Source organism: Polaribacter septentrionalilitoris, assembly GCF_009832745.1.
Lineage (GTDB): Bacteria > Bacteroidota > Bacteroidia > Flavobacteriales > Flavobacteriaceae > Polaribacter > Polaribacter septentrionalilitoris.
The window spans coordinates 138,454-159,033 of record NZ_VRMJ01000033.1 but is presented as its reverse complement, the minus strand read 5'-3'; the positions used below and the strand labels follow the sequence as shown (position 1 = coordinate 159,033).

Here is a 20,580-nt window from a genome sequence, read left to right as displayed (position 1 = left end):
TTTATTGTTTAATTATTTTTTGATTATAGTTTAGATTATTTTCTCCTTTAATGTTTACCAAGTAAAATCCAGCTTTTCCATTGAATTTTATTTTTAGTTTTTGCGATACTTCTTTGTGAAATTTAGCGTACACTTTTTGTCCTAAGACATTAAAAATAGTAATTGAAACATTAGACTGGTTTTTACTAAAACTAATATTTACAAAATCTTTTGCAGGATTTGGGTACATGTTAATTCCTAATTCATACTTATAATCTTCAGTTGACAATGTGTTATCATAAGTTTTACCAATCACTTCTATTTCCGCAAACTTTAATTTTTGTTTGGTTGGATGAAAGGAGTGAATTCTCATATAACGTCCTATTGCTCCTAAATTATTTTTAGAAAACTTTCGAGTGGGTGTACCATCTTTTATGTACTCATAATCTGCTTGGTTTTTAGATTCTTGGAAAGTGGTTCCTGTAAATGGAGTATCAGAAATAAAAACAGAAAAGTTTTTAAAATGATTAGAAGGGCTTTCTATAGCTGTGCCTTTTAAATCAACTGTATTCCAAATATCAAAAAAGTCTATGACTTTTAATTCGCCAAAATCTAAATCGTAATAAGGTTCTGAGGTAAATTTTGTATGAGAAAAACTACCAACAGGCACTAAATTTCGTTGGTAATATTGAGCATTTATTCTACCATTACTATTTCCATCAACAGCTTTTTCTGGACCAAGTGTTATTGTTTTACCTCCATGAGTTCCATCATTATAGGTGATATCGTTTTTTGTAGAACTTTGCGAAACCGTTGCTAAACGACTTATCAATTGATATTGAGGAGCTAAATCACTTTTGTTTTCTACTTTTGCTTTTGAGATTAAACTTGCTGGAGGATTCATTATTTTAACTCGAACAGGAAATGTAGTGTATTTAAAAGTTCTACGATTTGGCAAACTTTCATTGATAATAAAATACAACTGGTCGTTATTTTTTTCATCCTTATACACTCCATTTTCAGCTAAGTATTCTTCAAATTTTTCTTTAGATGCAAATTGATAAATACGTTTTGGATATCCAAAGCGTAAATCTCCTTGTGCTAATGCTTGCTGAATTCCCATATTATAACTTCCAAAATCGTCTGTAATAATTCCATCAATTTCAAAACGTAAAGCATTTTCGCCAGTTTCATTATAATCTACAGACAAAGTGGAATCATCAATAATTGTAAAAGTTGTTGGTCTTGATGAGATATCATTTGAACTTAAATGAATGGTATTATCTGAGTGTTCTGTATAATTAAAAGCATAGCTTGTAGTTACTTCATCCTTTGTTAGTTCGTAAAAATCTGTAACATTATTGGTGGTTAAGTTCACAAAAACCCAAGGTGTAAACCCATTATTTCTTGTTTTTGGTCCAGGAGAAGTACCTAACACCACTTTAGAAACTTGTACTCCATTTTTTAAATCTTCTAACTTTATGTTTTCAAAAGTTTGATTATGAGAATGTTTCCACATATCAATCCCTAAAGCATTGTTGTTTTTTCCAGAAATATATACATCTTTAAAACTGTAATCTGCTTGATAGTTGATTAAAATACCTGTATTTGCTCCCCAAACTTTAAATCCGTCAAAAATAGAACGAGATTCATGATTTATCCCCATATCTCTTTCTATAGAACGTAAACCAATATTAGAATTTATAACAATGGTGTTTTCCATTATTAAAGAGGCTTCAACTGGCATTACCCCATCACCTTCTTTACTATATCCGTTTACGCTTAATGGAAAGTTATCTACTTCGTAACCAACTCTTGAAGTTGCCAAAGCTTTGGCATCTAATCTATCTAAATTATTGATTGAGTTGTTCATATTGATAACGCCTACTCCTCTTTTTGCATTCACAATTACATTATTTCTGCACAAAACTGCACGTCCTTTCATTGCCAAACCATCTCCAGAATACAAATAATCATCATGATATAAAGAGGCTGTATATGGGTCTGTACTATGGCCATCTTTAACATCTACAACTAAGTTATTATCCCATGTACCTGTTTCACTTCCTGTTTCAGAAACAATACCTGCACCAATAATATCATATACTATATTTTCAGATACATTTGCGTGAGAATCGTGGTGCGTAATGCCCCAACCTGGATTATCCCAAACTACGTTTCCTGTTACTTGAGCCATTTTGGCACCAAACGCAGTTCCTAATTTGTGGAGGTGAATGGAATATCTACCTCTAGAATTGGTTAACTCATTTGCTGGTGTAGCTTTCATTTCTGCAATTTCTTGTCCTAAAGGAGAGATTTTTGAAACAAATACTTTTGGTGCTAACCATTTGTCCCAAATAAAATCGTCTAACAATTTTGATTTATCTGTTCTACCCAGTCCTTTAAATTGTGCGTTTTTAATTTGAACATTGGTATCATTATGCATTGCCATTACATGTCCTCTTTGTGTAACAACAGTTGTTGTTGGAGATTTAAAAATGATGTTTCTTGTTAAATTACCTACATAACAATGTAAGTCTTCAGAGAGCTTACCTTCGTGATTTTTAGTTAAAGAGGATTGTAGAGTAATTGTTTTATTGTTAATATTTTGAATTTTAACTAAATCTTCTCCATTATTAGAAGCTGAGATATTCCCTCCACTTGTTACAAGAATATCATCATTTATGTTCCAGTTCTGTGGAATATCTTTTACTACAATTGAGTTTTGACCAGACAAAGCATCTTTAGATAGCTGAACCATGTTCAATTTCTCTTTTCCAATAATTTCTAACTGCCCCATAGTTACTATTCCTAAACTTAATTGAGTAGGATCCCAATTGTATCGACCTAAAACTCCTATTCCATCATCTATAGTAGTACCTGCACTTTCTACAATTTTAAAATTCCCATTATTTGCTTCTTCAATAGTATTGTACCTATCATTTCCTTGACCAGTTCTTGTTTTATAGGTTACTACATTATTGTCTCTATAATGGTTTTTAATATCAGCAGACCAAGTTGTAGTATTGTTTCTAAACGTCTCTAAATCAAAGGGTTTAATTTCTATTTCAATTTTACCATCTGTAGAATTTGAAGCATAAAACTTTACAAAAGAACCATGCAAGGCAAAAAAAGTATCAAAAACTAACTTAGTTGTTTGATTAGTATTTGTTTGTGTACAATTAAAAACTCCATCTACACGAATTGCAAAAATGTGTTCTTCTGAAGAACCTTGATAATTTACTGTAATATTGTTAGGAATGTAAACAATTGCTCCTTCTTCAGGTATTCCTTGGGTTCCCCATGTATCAGAAGCAAACCAATCGCCATTTTTTATAGCGGTATGAGTTACTAAATTAGTAGGTATAGCCTTCATCATATCCATTTGAGCATTGATGCTTTTAGATATGAAAAGAACGATAAAAGAAACGAGTAAAATTTTAACCTTCATTATTTAAATTTAGAATATTTTAATTAATCAAAGTTAATTTATGATTGGACGATGTGGGTTTTTTTAAAATCCAATAGCGTTCAATAATCATCAATTAAAAATTATAGGGTTGACGATTTTGGAACTATGTTAACGAAATATTGAACTTGAAATAAGGTTTAATCAATTAGTTTTGAGATAACAATAATAGCGCATAATGAAATTATACATCAATCTTATCATCGTTTTATTTTTAACATCAGGAATTACTGCTCAAGAACAGCATGAACTGAAAAAAATAAAAGTGTTTTTATTGGCTGGACAATCTAATATGGATGGCAGAGCGAAAGCTAGTGGCTTATCTAAAGAAGATAAACTTCGATTAAAAAATGCGCAAAAAAACGTGACATTATTCTATAATTTTGATAAAGGTAACCCTTTAGATACAATCAAAGTTACAAAACATATTGCTAAGAAATTTGGAGCAGACTATCTTTTTGGACCAGAATTATTCTTTGGTATTAAAATGTCTGAAAAATATCCTGAACATCAAATAATATTGATAAAAATATCAAAAGGAGGAATGTCTTTATATGGTGCTTGGAACCCCAATTGGAGTTTAGAGAAAGCAACTTTGATTAAGGAACAGAACCAACCCAAATTATATGAAGAGTTTGTTAATTACTCTAAAAAAGTTTTATCTAAATATGATGAAAAAGATTATGATATATGTGGAATGTTATGGGTACAAGGAGAAAGTGATAGTGGTAAAAAAGGAGGACTGAAACCAAGAGAAAGCTATCAAGAAAATTTAACGAATTTAATAGCTAGTATTCGTAGCGATTTTAAATATTCAAAACTGCCTTTTTTATTGTTTCAAGTAGGACATGGAAAAGTAATAGAAGCAATGCAAAATGTTGCAAAATCAGATAAAAATGTAGTGTTAATTCCACAGGTACAAGATAAAAACTCAGAATTCTATTTTGAAAGAAACCCACCACCTATTGGCCATTATAAAACAGCAGCAATGAAAAAAATAGGCACTTACTTTTTTGAGTTCTATGAAAAAAAATTTACACATATCAATTCTATAAAAAAATGAAAAATTATATCCTTTTAGTATTCGTTGCGTTTTTTTGTTTTAAAACAATAAGCGCTCAAAACAAAGACAAATCGAAACCAAACATCTTATTGATTTGTGTAGATGATTTAAGAAATAACTTAGGAGCTTATGGAGATAAAGAGGCCATTACACCAAATATTGATAAACTAGCAAAACAAGGGGTAACTTTTAGAAATCACCAAGTACAATATGCAGTTTGTGGGCCTTCTAGAGCAGCATTAACTACTGGCTTAATGCCAGAAGAAACAGGTGTTATTGGCTTTAAACCCATTAGAAGAAAATTACCAGACGTCACTTTTTTACCAGAGTATTTTAAAAACAATGGCTACATAACAGCTGCAGCAGGTAAAATTCATGATCCTAGAACTGTTGGAAATCCAAAAAACAAATCTAAAGATGGAGATGATGTTGCTTCTTGGAGTATTCCTTATTTAGCACCAAAAGGTGGATATAGAGTAAAACATATGGCTTTAGATTTTCAAGATTTACCAGAAGAAAAATACGTGGATGGAATTATTAGAGAAAAAGGGATTCAATTACTTGAAGAAGTTGCTAAAAAAGACAAACCATTTTTTATGGCAATTGGATTTAAAAAGCCTCATGAGCCGTTTATTGCACCAAAAAAATATTGGGATTTGTATAACAACACCAACTTTAAAATTGCAGAAAATCAAAATGCTCCAATAGGTAGAGACGATTTAAAAACTTATGCCTTAAAAGGAAAAGACGTAAAACAAAACATGAATCCTAAAACAGGTTTAATCAACGAAGATTTTCAACTAAAATTAAAACAAGGCTATTATGCTTGTACTTCTTTTGTTGATGCTCAAATTGGTTTGGTTATCGATAAACTAGAAAAATTAGGAGTTACAGACAATACCATTATTGTACTTTGGGGAGACCATGGTTTGTTTTTAGGCGAACATGGACGTTGGAACAAACATTCTAATTTAGAAGTAGCTTCATCATCACCTTTAATTATTATTGATCCAAGAAACCCAAAAGCAAAAGGAAATACTTTTGCTGCAGTTTCTACAGTAGATATTTATCCTACGCTTTGTGAATTAGCAGGTTTAGAAATACCTGAACAACCTAAAAATGAAAAGAAAACAACTGGAAGAGCTATAAAAGGTAGAAGTTTAGTGCCTATTTTAAATAATACTGATGCACAAGTTAAAATTGGGGCAATTACAGTTTATAGAGGTCAAAGAGGTTTGGGTTATGGCTATAGAGTTAAAGGGAAATACAGATATATTGAATGGGTAAAAAAAGGCAAAGAGAATTTTTACGAGTTGTACGATTACCAAATAGACCCTAATGAAACTAGAAATTTAGCTGTAGTAGAAAAAGAAACGTATGCGCCTTTATTACATAAATTCTCTAGAAATATCAGAAGTTTTGGTGAAGGAGATGGTTGTAAAGCTTTGCTTAGAACAAAACCTTATCAATTAAAAGATAAAAGTAGAATGTTAGTAAGAGATGCTGATGGTGATGGAATTCCAGATGATAAAGAAGCCAAAGGCGATGCTAATGGTGATGGAATCCCTAATTATTTGGATGCTAAAAATTAAAATAAAACTAACCTTTAAAGGAATAAACTTTCTTTCAGGTGAGAAATTTGATGAGTTTAAAATTATAAAATAGCAGCATTCTAACATGAAACAAAACATTACTTTATTTAATTTAATTCTATTTATTTCTAGCTTTTCTTTTGCACAAGTTTCTCCACATGATATGGTAACAAAAATGGGCAGAGGCATTAACCTTGGTAATATTTTAAGTGCACCCCAAGAAGGCAATTGGGCACCAACTCTAAAAAAGTCTTATTTAGATGATCTAAAATCTGTGGGTTTTAAAACAGTAAGAATTCCTATCGATTTTTTTGGAGATAGAACTTCTGGAAACACCACTGCATATTCTAAACAAGCAAATACAGCAAATAGTTATAATGGTAAATCCACGGATTATATTGTAAACTCTGATTATCTGGATAGAATCGAAGAAGTAATTCAATGGTCTTTGCAAAATAATTTAATTACCATTTTAGATTTTCATGGTTCAGAATTAAAAACAGAATTTTTATATACGTTTAGTCCTAAAGATAAATGGTCTGAATACTACACAGCACCCACTTCTGCAAAAAGAGCTGCAGATAACGAAAAGTTTAGGGCCATTTGGAAACAGATTGCAGAAAGGTTTAAAGATTATTCAGAAAACTTAATTTTTGAAGTTGTAAATGAACCTTATTTTTGGTTGAGTGCTTCAGAAATGGATCATTTAAATCTAGATATTATTAACATCATTAGAAATTCTGGAAATAAAAACACCAACAGGAATATTATCATTACTGGAGGTTCTGAAAACGCTTATGAAGCACCTTTACAAATTTCGGACAACCTTTTAAACAGTGATAATTATCTAATTCCTACGTTTCATTATTATTTACCTAGAAGTTTTACAGCCTCTGGCTCTGAAGAACATAACGATTTTACTTGGGGTACAAATACAGACAAAACAAATGCAGATGTAGAATGTGGTGAAACAACTAATTGGAACCTTTTTGTACAAACGCCAGCTGTTGCCAATTTAACTGAAGCAGCAATTTCTGAAAGCAGAGGGAATTCAAAATCAATACACATTAATGTCTCTGAAGATGGAGGTGCTTTTAACAAAACCATTTTAAAAAATGAAGCTATAAATGCTATTTCATTTTCTAAGAAAACCGTTCTTTTTAAAACCTATGCAAAAGCATTAACCAATACCGCTAAGTTTAAAATACGGATAAAAACAGTAACAAATGGTAGTACTCAATTCTCTGCTTCTCCTGCTTTTTCTTTATCCAATTCCAATTATCAATCTTTTGAATATGAATTTACAGTTCCCGAAAATACAACCTCTTTAGAGTTTCAGATTTTATGTGGCAAAACAAAAGGAGATTACTTTTTTGATGATTTTTCTATGGAAGAAAAAACATTGAGTACTGAAACCTCCATTCAAAAAACTCTTTTGAATTTGTATCCAAATCCAGCTAAAAATTACATTAATGTTACAAGTTCAAAAACAATCCATAAAATTAATTTGTGTGATGTAAATGGTAAATCATATCCTTTACAATTCATCAACAATAAGATAGATGTTACAAAATTTGAAAAAGGCATCTATTTTATAGCTATAAAATTTGAGGATGGTTCACTAAAAAGATCAAAAATTTTGATTCAAAAAAACAGCTACTAATGAACCTCAAAAAAAAAGCATGTCTTTTTTTAGTATTTATAGTTTTATTCAGCTGTAAAAGTGTTGAGGTTAAAGAAAGAGAAGACCTCTTTAAAAAAGAAAACCTTATTCCTTGGTCTATAGTTGGTTTTGATGTAAAAGAACGAACACCTACTCAACGTTTAGAAATGCTAGAACGATTGGGGTATACACAATATGCATATGGTTATAGACCCAAGCATATACCAACAATGTTACAAGAATGGAAGTTAGCCAAAGAGAAAAACATACAAATAAAAGCAGTTTGGTTATACATTAACCTATACAAAGATAAGGTTGGTGAATTAAGGTCTGATGCAGAGGTTGTTTTCGAAAACTTAAAAAAATCAGGTTTAAAAACCCAAATTTGGGTCGGTTTTTATCCTAAATACTTCGATAATTTATCAGACGCTGAATCATTACAGCAATCAGTAGAAATGATTTCTTACCTATCAAAAAAGGCTAAAAAATTAGGATGCAAAATCGCTTTATACAATCATGGAGGGTGGTTTGGCAAACCAAAAAATCAATTGAGAATTATAAAAGCCTTACCAAATGAAGATTTAGGTGTGGTGTTTAATTTTCATCATGCACACGATTCTTTGCAAGAATATTCAGAAAACATAAAATTATTGTCCCCCTATTTATGGGCTGTAAGTTTAAATGGAATGATCGCTAACGGCCCCAAAATAATTACTATTGGAGAAGGTGATTTAGAAAAAAAAATGATTCAAGAATTAGTGATTTTAGGTTATAAAGGTTCGTTTACAATTTTAGGCCATGTAAAAGGTGGTGACCCTGAAATTATTCTAGAAAAAAACTACAATGGACTCCATAAAATAACAAGAAAACTATAGTATTTTAACTTCTGTTAATGGTATTTTAATTTTTAGAAAAATTAGAAAAAGACTGTTTTTTTGCCATTAAAAAGAGATAAATAACTGTATTAAAGCCTTTTGTTTCGGATATTAAACCATATCCGATGATAATTATACCCCTCAACCTCATATAATTTAGACCTTTACAAAACCAAAATAACTAATAATTTTAAAAAAATCCCATCATGAAAAAACTAACGCTAGTAGTAATTCTTTTTTTAGTTTCATTTTCAAGTTTTTCACAATCTAAAAAAGCTATGAAAAAAATAGAAGCTAAAGCAACTGAACTTGTTGAGAAAATAAACAACCAAATAATAGCTGGTGATAAATCTTTAACACTTTCGGATACCCAAAAAGAACAAATTAAAAAAATACACACAGAAAGAATTGTTGGACTAAGAAAGCTAGGAAAAGAAGCTTCTAAAGAAGATAAAAAAGCTTTTAATAAAAAGTATTACCAAAAAATATATAAAGAGATTTTATCAAAAAAACAATTAAAAGCTAGAAGAAAAGGGAAACAAAAAAATTAAAACCTATTATAATTCATTAGTCACCCTTATCAAAATGGTAGCTAAAATTATAAAAGTGAAACCATAAATATCAACTTAAAAATTAATACATATGAAAAAAATTACTTTATTCAGTTTGTTTTTAATCAGCGCATTAACTATAAATGCACAAAAAACCTACGATTTTTCCGGGAGTGCAAATCCAGGAACTTGGCAAAGTAAAGGGTCTTCTATATCAGCAACACCATCTGCAGATGGTATGGTTTTAGAATTTGGTGCTGGTACACCAAGATTAGACATTACACGTGCTGCAGATCCTTTTAATGTTTCAGAAGGGGCTTTTGCTGTAGTTACGCTTACCAACAACAGTACAGAAATAGAAAACTTTCGTTTACAATATGATAAAAATGCTTCAGGTAAAACAGGTATTCAGTACATGGGTTGGACTGGTGGTATAACACCAGCTGCAACAGCAGGAAATGGAGTACAACAAACTTTAGTTTTCCCATTAACTAGTGCTAATTATCAAAACGATGGTGGAGGTACAGGTTCTGCATTTGCAAACGATACAGATGGTAAAGATAATATGGAATATATCGCTATCGCTTTTAGAAATGCGTCTGCTTCAAATTTAACTGAAGATAGTGCTACTAATGGTAATATCATCATTCAAAAAATTGAAATTGTAAATCCAGGTGTTTTTACAAAAGACAGTTATAACTTTGCTTCTGATAGTATAACAGGTTTCGATGTTAATAATGCAGGGGCTGCAACTGTTTCATATGGGGGTTCAACTATTAATTTCAATGGAGATGGTACGAAAAAAGCACCAAAAATTAGTCAAACTTTTTATGGTGTAAACGCTTCTTCAAATACTCACGTTCACATAGTGGTAGATAGTAATGCTTCGAATGCTGATGAAATAAAATTTCAATTTGTTGACGCAACTGATGCTGTACAAACCTATGGTGTACAAACTTTAAATAGTGGTTCACAGACTACTATTGATTTTGATTTATCTACCAAAACAGAATGGACAGGAAATATTACAGACTGGAGAATCGTGTTTACAGAATCTTCAGATGCCAATATAGATACTGGTACTATTGCCATCTCAGAAATAATATTTGACAGCAATGCATCCTTAAGTACACCAACTTTTAATGATTTTTCTTTCAGTGTATATCCAAACCCTACAAATGGCATTTTACATATTAAATCATCAAATAATTTACAAAAAATTCAATTATTTAGTATTCTTGGAAAGAAAGTCTTTGAATCTAAACTTCTAACAAATAAAACATTAAACCTTTCTCAAGTAAATGCAGGTGTATACTTGCTTAGACTTATTGATGCAAATAACAATACCAAAACACAAAAATTAATACTAAACTAAAAACTAAAAATGATGAGAAAAATAATACTAATGCTTTGTGTTTTTGCCTCTTTTGCAATAAATGCACAAACTTATGATTTTAAAACAGATCAAAGCTTACTAACATGGACAAACTCAGGAGGTTCTAATGGAGTTTCAGTAGTATCAGATGGTATGGCTGTATCTTGGATAGCAGATAAAAAGCCTAAAGTAGAAATTACTGGTGCTTCTATAGATGCAAATGCAAATAAATATTTATCTATTACCTTAATAAACAATTCATCTGAAGCTGTACAAATGCAAGTTCAGCATGATAAAAATGCTACGAGTGGAATTAGATATTATTTAACGCCTGGAGATTTAGCAACAAGTTTGGCAACACCAACAACTTACGTGGTAGACCTAACAGATGCTGAATGGACAGGAACTATGGCTTCTGTAGCTTTAGTTTTTAGGGGTGCTGGAAACACAAATTTAGCAAACCCAAGTTCTTCAGGAGATATTATCATTCAAAAAATAGAATTTTTATCAGAAGTTCCTGTAAAAGATACCTACTTGTTTAATTCTGGAACGTATAATGAAGGTTGGGTTATTGATTCTGGAGTATCTAATGATGTTGCAAGTGGTATAATGACAATAGTACCTACTGTAAACAGTTCTTCAAAAATAGTTCAAAATTTTTTCAAATTAGATCCTAGTGTTCATTCTCATCTGCATATTACCTATAAAAACGAATCAGCATTAAACAATCAAATTCGTATTCAATGGATTTTAACATCTCCATCAACTAGAAAAGGTGGAAATATAAACATATCATCTAGTATGACTGGTTTTGAAACATTAACCTATGATTTAACTACAGAAAAAGGAACAGACTGGACAACTGCAGAAGCCATTGGTTTTCAAATAATTATTAGAGATACCAATAATGGTAATAATTCATCAGCAGGTGATTTTTTAATACAATCTATAGTTTTTAATAATTCTGCGACACCACCAAATATTTTTAGTGCTGAGACTGACAATGATTGGGCTACAGCCACTAACTGGAGTTTAAATGAAATACCAACTGGTGCAAGTAATGTTACTATACCAACGAATACAAATACAACTATTGGGGCCTCTACTGCTGCAACTGTAAACAATTTATCTGTAGACTCAGGTGGTAGTGTAACTATGAGTGCAGGAAGTTCATTAATAGTAAATGGTACATCCACAGGAAATGTTACGTATAACAGAAACTTAAATTTTGTTTCTGGTAATGCTAATGGATGGCATTTGGTAAGTTCTCCTTTAGCTGGTGAAACTTTCGACAATACTTTTACAACAAATAACAGTATTGCTTCAGGTAGTGGCTCTAATTTAGGAGTTGGAACATATAATACATCAGGAAATACGTGGACGTATTTACAATCTCCAAGTGGTAGCATGTCTTCAACTCCTGGAATGGGATATTCAATGAAAAGAAGTGCTACTGGTACTGTAGCTTTTACAGGTACCATAAATACTGCAGATGTAAATGGTGTTGCTGTATCTACAGCAGATGATGGATTTAATTTATTAGGTAATCCGTACACATCTTACATGAGTAGCCAAACTTTTTTAAATGCAAATACGAATACTACTGGTCAAATTTGGACGTGGACTGAAGGAGTAGGTTATACTGCAAGAGCTGCTGCTGAAGACTTTATCATTGCTCCAGGACAAGGATTCTTTGTTAGTGTAGCAAGTGGTTCTACTGTAGATTTTGCTGAATCTAATCAAGCTTCTGGTACTGATAACTTCCAAAAATCTGATAAAACTGAAATCAATTTAGTAATAAGAGATGGAAAGTTAAGCAGAACTGCAAAATTAATGTATTTCGATTCGAATGTTACTAAAGGTTTTGATTGGGGCTATGAAGGTAAAACATTCACTGCTGTCGAGAACGAAGTAGAAGTTTATACTCATTTATTAGAGAATAATGTTGGTGATAAGTATCAAGTACAATCGCTACCTAAAAACGATATGGAATCTTTTGTTATACCTTTAGGCGTAAAAGCAAATGCAGGAGAGGTTACTTTCTCTGCAGAGGCACTTAACTTACCTTCTGGTCTAAAAGTATTCTTAGAAGACAGAGTTACCAGTACTTTTACAAGATTAGATGAAGCAAATGCAGAATATAAAATTACACTTGACACAGCTTTAGATGGTGTAGGTAGGTTCTTTTTACACACAGCACAAAGTGCTTTAAGTGTATCTGATGATGTTATCTTAAATAGTGTTGGTATTTTTAAAGCTGATAATTCAACTTTAAGAGTTACAGGTTTAACCCAAGGAAAAGCATCAATTTCTTTATTTAACATTCAAGGAAAAGAGGTCTTTAATTCTTCTTTTAATGCTAGTAACGTTAATGATATTTCAATTCCAAGATTATCAACAGGAATTTACATTGCAAAATTAAACTCAACAAAAGGAAGTATTAACCAGAAGATTATTTTAGAATAAACTTTTCCTAACTTAAAAAATGACAATCATGAATAATAATATAGAAAATAAAAAAGAAGACATCACACGTAAAGAAGCCATCAAAAAGATAGGGAATTACGGTAAATATGCAGCGTTAACTGCATTAGGAACCTATATGATCTTAAATCCTCAGAAAGCACAAGCGCAAAGCCCAGAAGCTCCTGGAACAGGATTTTAATTAACATATTTGTTTATATTAAAGAAAGCTGATAACAAGTTGTTATCAGCTTTCTTTCTTTATAACTTTATTAGAATAAAGGATCAATCTCAAAAGTTGTGTGTGAATCGTAAAAAATAATTAGATCTTTGTGATAAAAAAAGACATTGGATCATTACTTAGAACTATTCAAGATTTTCATTTACGAGGAAATACTGTTTATTTAAATGTAAAGCGTCAAAGATGGCTAGATTAACAGACCAAATATACAAGCCAAAGCTGTTTAGCAATGGAGATACCAGAAAACAGCTATTAGCGAGAAGTAGATATTTACTTTACAAAGCGCCTTCTAATTGGACTAAAAATCAATATGAAAGAAGTCAAATAATCTTCAAAGAATATCCTGACATCAAAACAGCTTTTAACTTGGGACAAAATCTTAGAAACATTTTTAACCCTGCTAAATCCATAGAAATAGGATATACTAAATTAGCACATTGGTATAATGAAGTTGAGCAATCTGGCTTTAGAGCGTTTAACACCATAACTATAAACTACAGATCTATTCTTAACTATTTTGTCAATAGAAGTACAAATGCTTCTACTGAATCTTTTAATGCTAAAATCAAAGCCATCAGAAGTCAATTTAGAGGTGTCAAAAACGTAGCATTCTTCCTTTTTAGATTAACTACAATTTTTGCATAAACACAACAATTACGAATGACCCATTAATTGCATTCTAAAATTAGGATATGAAAAAAAAAATAGCTAATATTGCATACCAGAACAGAACAGTATGATTAAGAACACCATATCATTTAATATAAATCATAATAGTGATGTTCCTAAATACCAGCAAATTGTAAATGCAATTAATAATGGTATATCTAAGGATATGATAACAGTTGGTGATAATTTACCTTCAGTAAATAATGTTTGCAAAGAATATAAATTATCTAGAGATACTGTATTTAAAGCATATTCAATTCTTAAGGAAAATGGTGTTATTGAAGCTGTTCCTAATAAAGGATACTATGTATCAGGCAAAACAAAAAAAGTGCTTTTAATTTTAGACACATTTAAGGCGTATAAAGAAGTTTTGTATCATTCATTTACTAATAATTTACCAGATACATTTATTACAGATGTTCAATTTCATCATTATAATATTGATAATTTCAAGACCATTATAAATAATAGTATTGGTAAATATTATAAATATGTAGTAATGGGTTTTGATGATAGAACTATCCCTTCAATATTATCTAAAATTAATAATGATGATTTACTTTTAATAGATTGGAACATCAATGCTACAAAAGAAAATAGTTTTGTTTTTCAAGATTTTGGGCAATCGTTTTTAGAGGCTCTGCAAGAAGGAGCTAATTTGTTTAAAAAATATAAAGAGATTCAATTTTTATATCCCTCTTTCACAAGTCATCCTTTTGAAACTGTAACATATTTTAAGAAATTTTGCAAACAAAATAATTTTAAGTGTAAAATTATTAACGATGCAAAAGATTTTATCGTTGAAAAGAATATCGCTTATATAAGTGTTAGCGATAGAATGTTAGGACTGTTTTTAGAACAATGTAGAGATAAAGAATATGAGCCAGGAGTTGATGTAGGTTTTTTGTCTTACAATGAAACACCAATGAAAAAATTCATCTACAAAGGCATTTCTGTGATCTCAACAGATTTTAAAAAACAGGGCGAGAAAGCTGCAGAATTTGTAATGGAAGAAAAGAAAATACAATATTTAGTACCAACAAAATTAACCATAAGAGAATCATTATAAAGATATGTATTATATAGGATTTGATTTAGGGAGCTCGTCAATTAAAGCTGCCTTAGTAGAAATTTCAACAGGAAAAAGTATTGGTGTTGTTCAAGAGCCAAAAACCGAAATGAGTATGCTTGCTCTAAAAAATGGTTGGGCAGAACAAAAACCAGAAGAATGGTGGAAACATATTTGTAAAGCCATAGAAAATCTAAAAAAAACGTACAACGTTTCTAGAACACAAATTAAAGGTATTGGTATTTCTTACCAGATGCACGGTTTGGTTTTAGTAGATAAAGAGGGTAAACCTTTAAGAAAAAGTATCATTTGGTGCGATAGTAGAGCTGTAGAAATTGGTAAAGAAGCATTTGCAAATATTGGAAGCGAAAAAAGTTCAAGCCACTTGTTAAATTCTCCAGCAAACTTTACGGCTTCAAAATTAAAATGGGTAAAAGAAAATGAACCAGATATTTACAATAAAGCGTATAAGTTTATGTTGCCTGGTGATTATATTGCTTATCGTTTTTCAAATAAAATGAATACCACAATTTCTGGTCTTTCAGAAGGTATCTTTTGGGATTTTAAAAATGATACTGTTGCAGACTTCCTTTTAGATTATTATGGTATTGATAAATCTTTAGTACCAGATATTGTAGGCACCTTTGGTTTACAATCTGTGGTAGATGAAAAAGGAGAAGAAGAAAGTACTTTGGCTGCAGGAACTCCTATATTTTATAGAGCAGGAGATCAACCAAACAATGCATTATCTTTAAACGTATTTAACCCAGGAGATGTTGCTGCAACAGGAGGAACATCGGGAGTCGTATATGCTGTAACCGAAAGTTTATCAGGAAAAGAAAGCACAAGGGTTAATAATTTTGCCCATGTAAACTATAAAAAATCAGTTCCAAGAATTGGTAAATTATTAAATATAAATGGAGCTGGAATTCAATACAGATGGTTGTTAAATAACCTGTCTGTAGATTCTTATGACGAAATGAATCAACTGGCTTTAAATGTTCCTGTGGGTTCAGATGGTGTATGTATGTTACCTTTTGGAAATGGTGCAGAAAGAATGCTAAACAACCGAGAAATTGGAACTAGATTAGTGAATTTGAATTTAAATAACCATCAAAAAGGACATGTTTGTAGAGCAGCCTTAGAAGGTATTGCATTCTCATTTGTGTACGGTATGGATATTTTAAAATCAGATGGTATTGATATTAATGTGATGAGAGCTGGAAACGATAATTTATTCCGTTCAGAGATATTTGCGAACACAGTAGCTACACTAATAAATCAAGAAATTGAAATTTATAACACTACAGGAGCTATTGGAGCTGCAAGAGCTGCTGGTTTACACGAAGGTGATTTTGAATCGTATGGAAAATTGGTTGAAGATAACGATCATGTCATGACTTTTATGCCTTTTAATGATAAAGAACCTTATTTAAAAGCATATGAAAACTGGAAAAAAGAATTGAATCTTATTTTAAATAACAAATAAAAATATAAATTTTAAAACACAAAACAATGGCATTAATAGGCAACAAAGAATACTACAAAGGTATTGGCGAAATTAAGTTTGAAGGAAAAGAATCAGACAATCCTTTAGCATTTAAATACTACAACCCAGAACAAGTGGTTGCAGGTAGAAAAATGAAAGATTGGTTTAAGTTTTCAGTAGCGTACTGGCACACGTTCTGTGGGCAAGGAGCAGACCCATTTGGTCCTGGAACGCAAAGTTTTGAGTGGGATAAACCTGCAGATGCAATGGTAGCTGCAAAAGAAAAAGCAGATGCAGCTTTTGAATTTATCACTAAAATGGGTTTTGATTACTTCTGTTTTCATGATTTCGATTTAATTAGAGAAGGGGCAACTTTCGCTGAATCTGAATCTAGATTAGCTACCATTACAGAATACTTAAAAGAAAAACAAGCAGCTTCTGGTGTTAAATTACTTTGGGGTACTGCAAACTGTTTTTCTAACCCACGTTACATGAATGGTGCATCAACCAACCCAGATTTTAATGTGGTTGCAAGAGCTGGTGGACAAATAAAATTAGCTTTAGATGCTACTATGGCTTTAGATGGTGAAAACTATGTATTTTGGGGTGGTCGTGAAGGATATATGAGTCTTTTAAATACAGACATGGGTCGTGAGTTAGATCATATGGGGCAGTTTTTAACAATGTGTAGAGATTATGCTCGTGCTCAAGGTTTTAAAGGGAACTTCTTTATTGAGCCAAAACCAATGGAGCCATCTAAACACCAATATGATTTTGATACTGCAACTGCTATCGGTTTCTTGAAAGAATATGGTTTAGATAAAGATTTCAAGATTAATATCGAAGTAAACCATGCAACTTTAGCACAACATACTTTCCAACACGAAATTGAAACTGCAGCAAAAGCAGGTATGTTAGGTAGTTTAGACGCTAACAGAGGAGATTACCAAAATGGTTGGGATACAGACCAATTTCCAAACAACATTCAAGAAACCACAGAAGCAATGTTAGTTTTCTTAAAAGCTGGTGGTTTGCAAGGTGGTGGTGTTAATTTTGATGCTAAAATCAGAAGAAACTCCACAGATTTAGAAGATGTTTTTCATGCGCACATTGGTGGTGCAGATACATTTGCAAGAGCTTTATTAATTGCTGATAAAATTATCACATCTTCTCCTTATGAAAAATTAAGAGCAGAGCGTTATGCTTCTTTTGATTCTGGTAAAGGTGCAGCATTCGAAGCAGGTAATTTAAATTTACAAGATTTATATAAAATAGCTCAAGAAAATGGGGAGTTACCACTAAAAAGTGGTAAACAAGAGCTTTTTGAAAATATCATAAATCAATATATCTAAAAATGAACCAACAAATTGATCAAAAAGCAGCAGATAACATAAGAGCCTTAGCTGTTGCTATGGTAGAAAAAGCAAAATCTGGTCATCCAGGAGGTCCAATGGGAGGTGCAGATTTTATGCACATACTATATTCTGAATTTTTCAATTTTGATCCTTCAGATATGACTTGGGCATTCAGAGACCGATTTTTTATGGATGCAGGGCATTTATCAACTTTAATGTATGCACAATACTATCTGTTAGGAAACTATAAAAAAGAAGATGTTGCCAATTTTAGACAATGGGGTTCTATAACTCCAGGTCACCCAGAAGTAGACGTTAAAAGAGGTATAGAAAATACGTCTGGACCTTTAGGACAAGGTCATACAATGGGTGTTGGAGCAGCAATTGCAGCAAAATTTTTACAAGCTCGTTTTGGAGATTGGATGAATCATAAAGTGTATGGTTTTATTTCTGATGGAGGTGTGCAAGAAGAAATTTCTCAAGGAGCAGGTAGAATTGCAGGTCATTTAGGATTGAGTAATTTTATCATGTTCTTCGATTCTAACGATATTCAACTGTCTACTTCTACGGATGAAGTGACTACTGAAGATACTGCAATGAAATATGAATCTTGGGGTTGGAAAGTAGTAACGATTGATGGTCATAACCACGATGAAATTAGAAAAGCATTAACAGATGCAAACAACGAAACAGAAAAACCAACGCTTATTATAGGTAAAACTATTATGGGGAAAGGTTGTGTAACTGAAAGTGGAGAAATTTTTGAAGGTGAATGTGAATTACATGGGCAACCTATAGGTGCCTCTGGAGCAGATTATACCAAAACGTTACTAAATTTAGGTGCAAATCCAGAAAGTCCTTTTGATATTTATGAGGATGTAAGTGATTTCTATCAAAATTTATTAAAAGAAAAAACAACAAAAGCTGCTGAAAAGAAAAAAGAAATTGCTGCTTGGAGAAAATCAAATGCAGCACTTGCAGATAAATTAGATTTCTTTTTATCTGGAGAGTTACCAGAATTAGATTTTGAATCTATTCAGCATAAATCAGGTATTGCTTCCAGAGCTGCTTCATCTGGTATTTTAGCCTATTTAGCTGATAAGGTAGAAAACATGATTGTTTCTTCTGCAGATTTATCAAATTCAGACAAAACAGATGGTTTTTTAAAGAAAACACAAGCACTTAAAAAAGGAGATTTCTCAGGTTCATTTTTACAAGCAGGTGTTGCAGAATTAACAATGGCATGTATTGCTAATGGTATTGCACTTCATGGTGGTATAATTCCAGTAGTAGCTACTTTCTTCGTTTTTTCAGATTATATGAAGCCAGCTATTCGTTTAAGTGGAATTCAAGAACTAGGAGTAAAATATGTTTGGACACATGATGCTTTTAGAGTAGGAGAAGATGGGCCAACACACCAACCTGTAGAACAAGAAGCACAAATAAGATTGTTAGAAAAATTAAAAAACCATAGTGGTAAACCAAGTTTCTTAGCATTACGTCCTGCAGATTCTGCAGAAACAAGTGTTGCTTGGAAAATGGCTTTAGAAAATAAAAACACACCAACAGGTTTAATTTTATCAAGACAAGGAATTAAAGATGTATTACCATCAAAAGATGGATCAAGATACCAAGAAGCTTTAGCTGCAGAAAAAGGGGGTTATTTAGTAAAAGAAGTAGAAAATCCAGATGTAGTATTAATTGCAAATGGCTCTGAGGTATCAACCTTAGTAGATGCTGCAGAAATTTTAGAATCAGAAAACGGATTGAAAGTAAATATTGCTTCTATAATTTCAGAAGGTGTTTTTAGATTACAATCTAAAGATTATCAAAATGCTGTAATTCCTAAAAACAAACCATTATTTGGTTTAACAGCAGGATTGCCAGTAAATTTAGAAGGTTTGGTTGGCGAGAATGGAAAAGTATTTGGTTTAGATCACTTTGGCTATTCTGCACCAGCATCTGTACTAGATGAAAAGTTTGGTTTTACAGGCGAAAAAGTAAGTAAAGAAGTATTAGCATATTTAAAAACAGTATAAACTAGAAACATGAAATTTTTTATTGATACAGCAAACCTAGAAGAAATTGCAGAAGCGCAAGCTTTAGGAGTTTTAGATGGTGTAACCACAAACCCGTCTTTAATGGCAAAAGAAGGCATTACAGGTGCAGATAATATTTTAAACCATTACAAAAAAATCTGTGATATTGTAGAAGGCGATGTTTCTGCAGAAGTAATTGCAACAGATTTTGAAGGAATGGTAAAACAAGGAGAAGAGTTAGCAGCTTTAAACCCACAAATTGTTGTAAAATTACCTATGATTGCAGATGGTGTAAAAGCATGCAAATACTTTTCTGATAAAGGTATAAAAACCAATGTAACTTTAGTTTTTTCAGTAGGACAAGCCTTGTTAGCTGCAAAAGCTGGGGCAACTTATGTGTCTCCTTTTTTAGGAAGATTAGATGATATTTCAACAGATGGTTTACATTTGATTTCAGAAATAAGACAAGTGTATGATAATTATGGTTTTGAAACACAAATTTTATCAGCATCTGTACGTCATACTATGCACGTAATTAACTGTGCTAAAATAGGTAGTGATGTAATGACAGGACCTTTATCATCTATAACAGGATTGTTAAAACACCCATTAACAGATAGTGGATTGGCAAAATTTTTAGAAGATTATAAAAAAGGAAACTAAGTTTTAGAAAGAAATTTTTATGACT

15 protein-coding genes are annotated in these 20,580 nt (G+C 31.6%); 14 read left to right on the top strand and 1 reads right to left on the bottom strand.

The genetic code is table 11. From position 1 onward, the window contains the following. Window position 1: 1 nt before the first annotated feature. The gene (locus FP421_RS07945; protein WP_159949387.1) at window positions 2-3,430 is read right to left on the bottom strand and encodes a T9SS type A sorting domain-containing protein; all 3,429 of its coding nucleotides are present in this window, start codon (window positions 3,428-3,430) and stop codon (window positions 2-4) included. Window positions 3,431-3,626: 196 nt separating this feature from the next. Between FP421_RS07945 and FP421_RS07940 the strand changes: the two genes are divergently transcribed. The 14 genes from FP421_RS07940 to fsa all read left to right on the top strand — a co-directional run bounded on the left by FP421_RS07940 (window position 3,627) and on the right by fsa (window position 20,555). Beyond that, window positions 3,627-4,511, top strand: coding sequence for a sialate O-acetylesterase (locus FP421_RS07940; protein ID WP_159949385.1), 885 nt, complete (start codon window positions 3,627-3,629; stop codon window positions 4,509-4,511). Then, a complete protein-coding gene (locus FP421_RS07935) occupies window positions 4,508-6,103 on the top strand; it encodes a sulfatase-like hydrolase/transferase (protein WP_159949383.1) in 1,596 nt (531 codons plus the stop codon). The genes FP421_RS07940 and FP421_RS07935 overlap by 4 nt, the downstream gene beginning before the upstream one ends. 85 nt (window positions 6,104-6,188) lie before the next feature. Beyond that, window positions 6,189-7,766: a cellulase family glycosylhydrolase gene (locus FP421_RS07930; protein ID WP_159949381.1), complete on the top strand. Its 1,578-nt coding sequence runs from the start codon at window positions 6,189-6,191 to the stop codon at window positions 7,764-7,766. Continuing rightward, entirely contained in the window at window positions 7,766-8,641 is an 876-nt protein-coding gene (locus FP421_RS07925; protein WP_159949379.1) for a sugar phosphate isomerase/epimerase family protein, read from the top strand. The genes FP421_RS07930 and FP421_RS07925 overlap by 1 nt, the downstream gene beginning before the upstream one ends. Before the next feature lie 278 nt (window positions 8,642-8,919). Further along, a complete protein-coding gene (locus FP421_RS07920) occupies window positions 8,920-9,192 on the top strand; it encodes a hypothetical protein (RefSeq protein ID WP_159949377.1) in 273 nt (90 codons plus the stop codon). Window positions 9,193-9,283: 91 nt separating this feature from the next. Beyond that, window positions 9,284-10,567: a T9SS type A sorting domain-containing protein gene (locus FP421_RS07915; RefSeq protein ID WP_159949375.1), complete on the top strand. Its 1,284-nt coding sequence runs from the start codon at window positions 9,284-9,286 to the stop codon at window positions 10,565-10,567. A 9-nt stretch (window positions 10,568-10,576) separates the two neighbouring features. After that, window positions 10,577-13,033, top strand: a complete 2,457-nt coding sequence (locus FP421_RS07910; protein ID WP_159949373.1) for a T9SS type A sorting domain-containing protein — start codon at window positions 10,577-10,579, stop codon at window positions 13,031-13,033. Between the two features lie 28 nt (window positions 13,034-13,061). Beyond that, window positions 13,062-13,232, top strand: a complete 171-nt coding sequence (locus tag FP421_RS15110; RefSeq protein ID WP_201288816.1) for a hypothetical protein — start codon at window positions 13,062-13,064, stop codon at window positions 13,230-13,232. A 222-nt stretch (window positions 13,233-13,454) separates the two neighbouring features. Further along, window positions 13,455-13,916, top strand: coding sequence for a transposase (locus FP421_RS07905; protein WP_236548076.1), 462 nt, complete (start codon window positions 13,455-13,457; stop codon window positions 13,914-13,916). A 91-nt stretch (window positions 13,917-14,007) separates the two neighbouring features. Then, window positions 14,008-15,009, top strand: coding sequence for a GntR family transcriptional regulator (locus tag FP421_RS07900; protein ID WP_159949371.1), 1,002 nt, complete (start codon window positions 14,008-14,010; stop codon window positions 15,007-15,009). Window positions 15,010-15,013: 4 nt separating this feature from the next. Beyond that, window positions 15,014-16,498 (top strand): xylulokinase, encoded by a 1,485-nt coding sequence (locus FP421_RS07895; RefSeq protein ID WP_159949369.1) that lies wholly within the window; start codon window positions 15,014-15,016, stop codon window positions 16,496-16,498. A gap of 26 nt (window positions 16,499-16,524) precedes the next feature. Beyond that, window positions 16,525-17,850 (top strand): xylose isomerase, encoded by a 1,326-nt coding sequence (gene xylA / locus FP421_RS07890; RefSeq protein ID WP_159949367.1) that lies wholly within the window; start codon window positions 16,525-16,527, stop codon window positions 17,848-17,850. Between the two features lie 2 nt (window positions 17,851-17,852). Continuing rightward, window positions 17,853-19,892: a transketolase family protein gene (locus tag FP421_RS07885; protein WP_159949365.1), complete on the top strand. Its 2,040-nt coding sequence runs from the start codon at window positions 17,853-17,855 to the stop codon at window positions 19,890-19,892. A gap of 9 nt (window positions 19,893-19,901) precedes the next feature. Then, window positions 19,902-20,555 (top strand): fructose-6-phosphate aldolase, encoded by a 654-nt coding sequence (gene fsa, locus FP421_RS07880; protein ID WP_159949363.1) that lies wholly within the window; start codon window positions 19,902-19,904, stop codon window positions 20,553-20,555. Window positions 20,556-20,580: the final 25 nt, after the last annotated feature.

What these genes read in the sequence shown, in the direction of transcription:
- FP421_RS07900 (WP_159949371.1), top strand. Translation starts at nt 14,008, where the DNA reads ATGATTAAGAACACCATATCATTTAATATAAATCATAATAGTGATGTT.
- FP421_RS15110 (WP_201288816.1), top strand. Translation starts at nt 13,062, where the DNA reads ATGAATAATAATATAGAAAATAAAAAAGAAGACATCACACGTAAAGAA.
- FP421_RS07935 (WP_159949383.1), top strand. Translation starts at nt 4,508, where the DNA reads ATGAAAAATTATATCCTTTTAGTATTCGTTGCGTTTTTTTGTTTTAAA.
- xylA (WP_159949367.1), top strand. Translation starts at nt 16,525, where the DNA reads ATGGCATTAATAGGCAACAAAGAATACTACAAAGGTATTGGCGAAATT.
- FP421_RS07925 (WP_159949379.1), top strand. Translation starts at nt 7,766, where the DNA reads ATGAACCTCAAAAAAAAAGCATGTCTTTTTTTAGTATTTATAGTTTTA.
- FP421_RS07930 (WP_159949381.1), top strand. Translation starts at nt 6,189, where the DNA reads ATGAAACAAAACATTACTTTATTTAATTTAATTCTATTTATTTCTAGC.
- FP421_RS07910 (WP_159949373.1), top strand. Translation starts at nt 10,577, where the DNA reads ATGATGAGAAAAATAATACTAATGCTTTGTGTTTTTGCCTCTTTTGCA.
- FP421_RS07920 (WP_159949377.1), top strand. Translation starts at nt 8,920, where the DNA reads ATGAAAAAAATAGAAGCTAAAGCAACTGAACTTGTTGAGAAAATAAAC.
- FP421_RS07945 (WP_159949387.1), bottom strand. Translation starts at nt 3,430, where the DNA reads ATGAAGGTTAAAATTTTACTCGTTTCTTTTATCGTTCTTTTCATATCT.
- FP421_RS07885 (WP_159949365.1), top strand. Translation starts at nt 17,853, where the DNA reads ATGAACCAACAAATTGATCAAAAAGCAGCAGATAACATAAGAGCCTTA.
- FP421_RS07915 (WP_159949375.1), top strand. Translation starts at nt 9,284, where the DNA reads ATGAAAAAAATTACTTTATTCAGTTTGTTTTTAATCAGCGCATTAACT.
- fsa (WP_159949363.1), top strand. Translation starts at nt 19,902, where the DNA reads ATGAAATTTTTTATTGATACAGCAAACCTAGAAGAAATTGCAGAAGCG.
- FP421_RS07940 (WP_159949385.1), top strand. Translation starts at nt 3,627, where the DNA reads ATGAAATTATACATCAATCTTATCATCGTTTTATTTTTAACATCAGGA.
- FP421_RS07895 (WP_159949369.1), top strand. Translation starts at nt 15,014, where the DNA reads ATGTATTATATAGGATTTGATTTAGGGAGCTCGTCAATTAAAGCTGCC.
- FP421_RS07905 (WP_236548076.1), top strand. Translation starts at nt 13,455, where the DNA reads ATGGCTAGATTAACAGACCAAATATACAAGCCAAAGCTGTTTAGCAAT.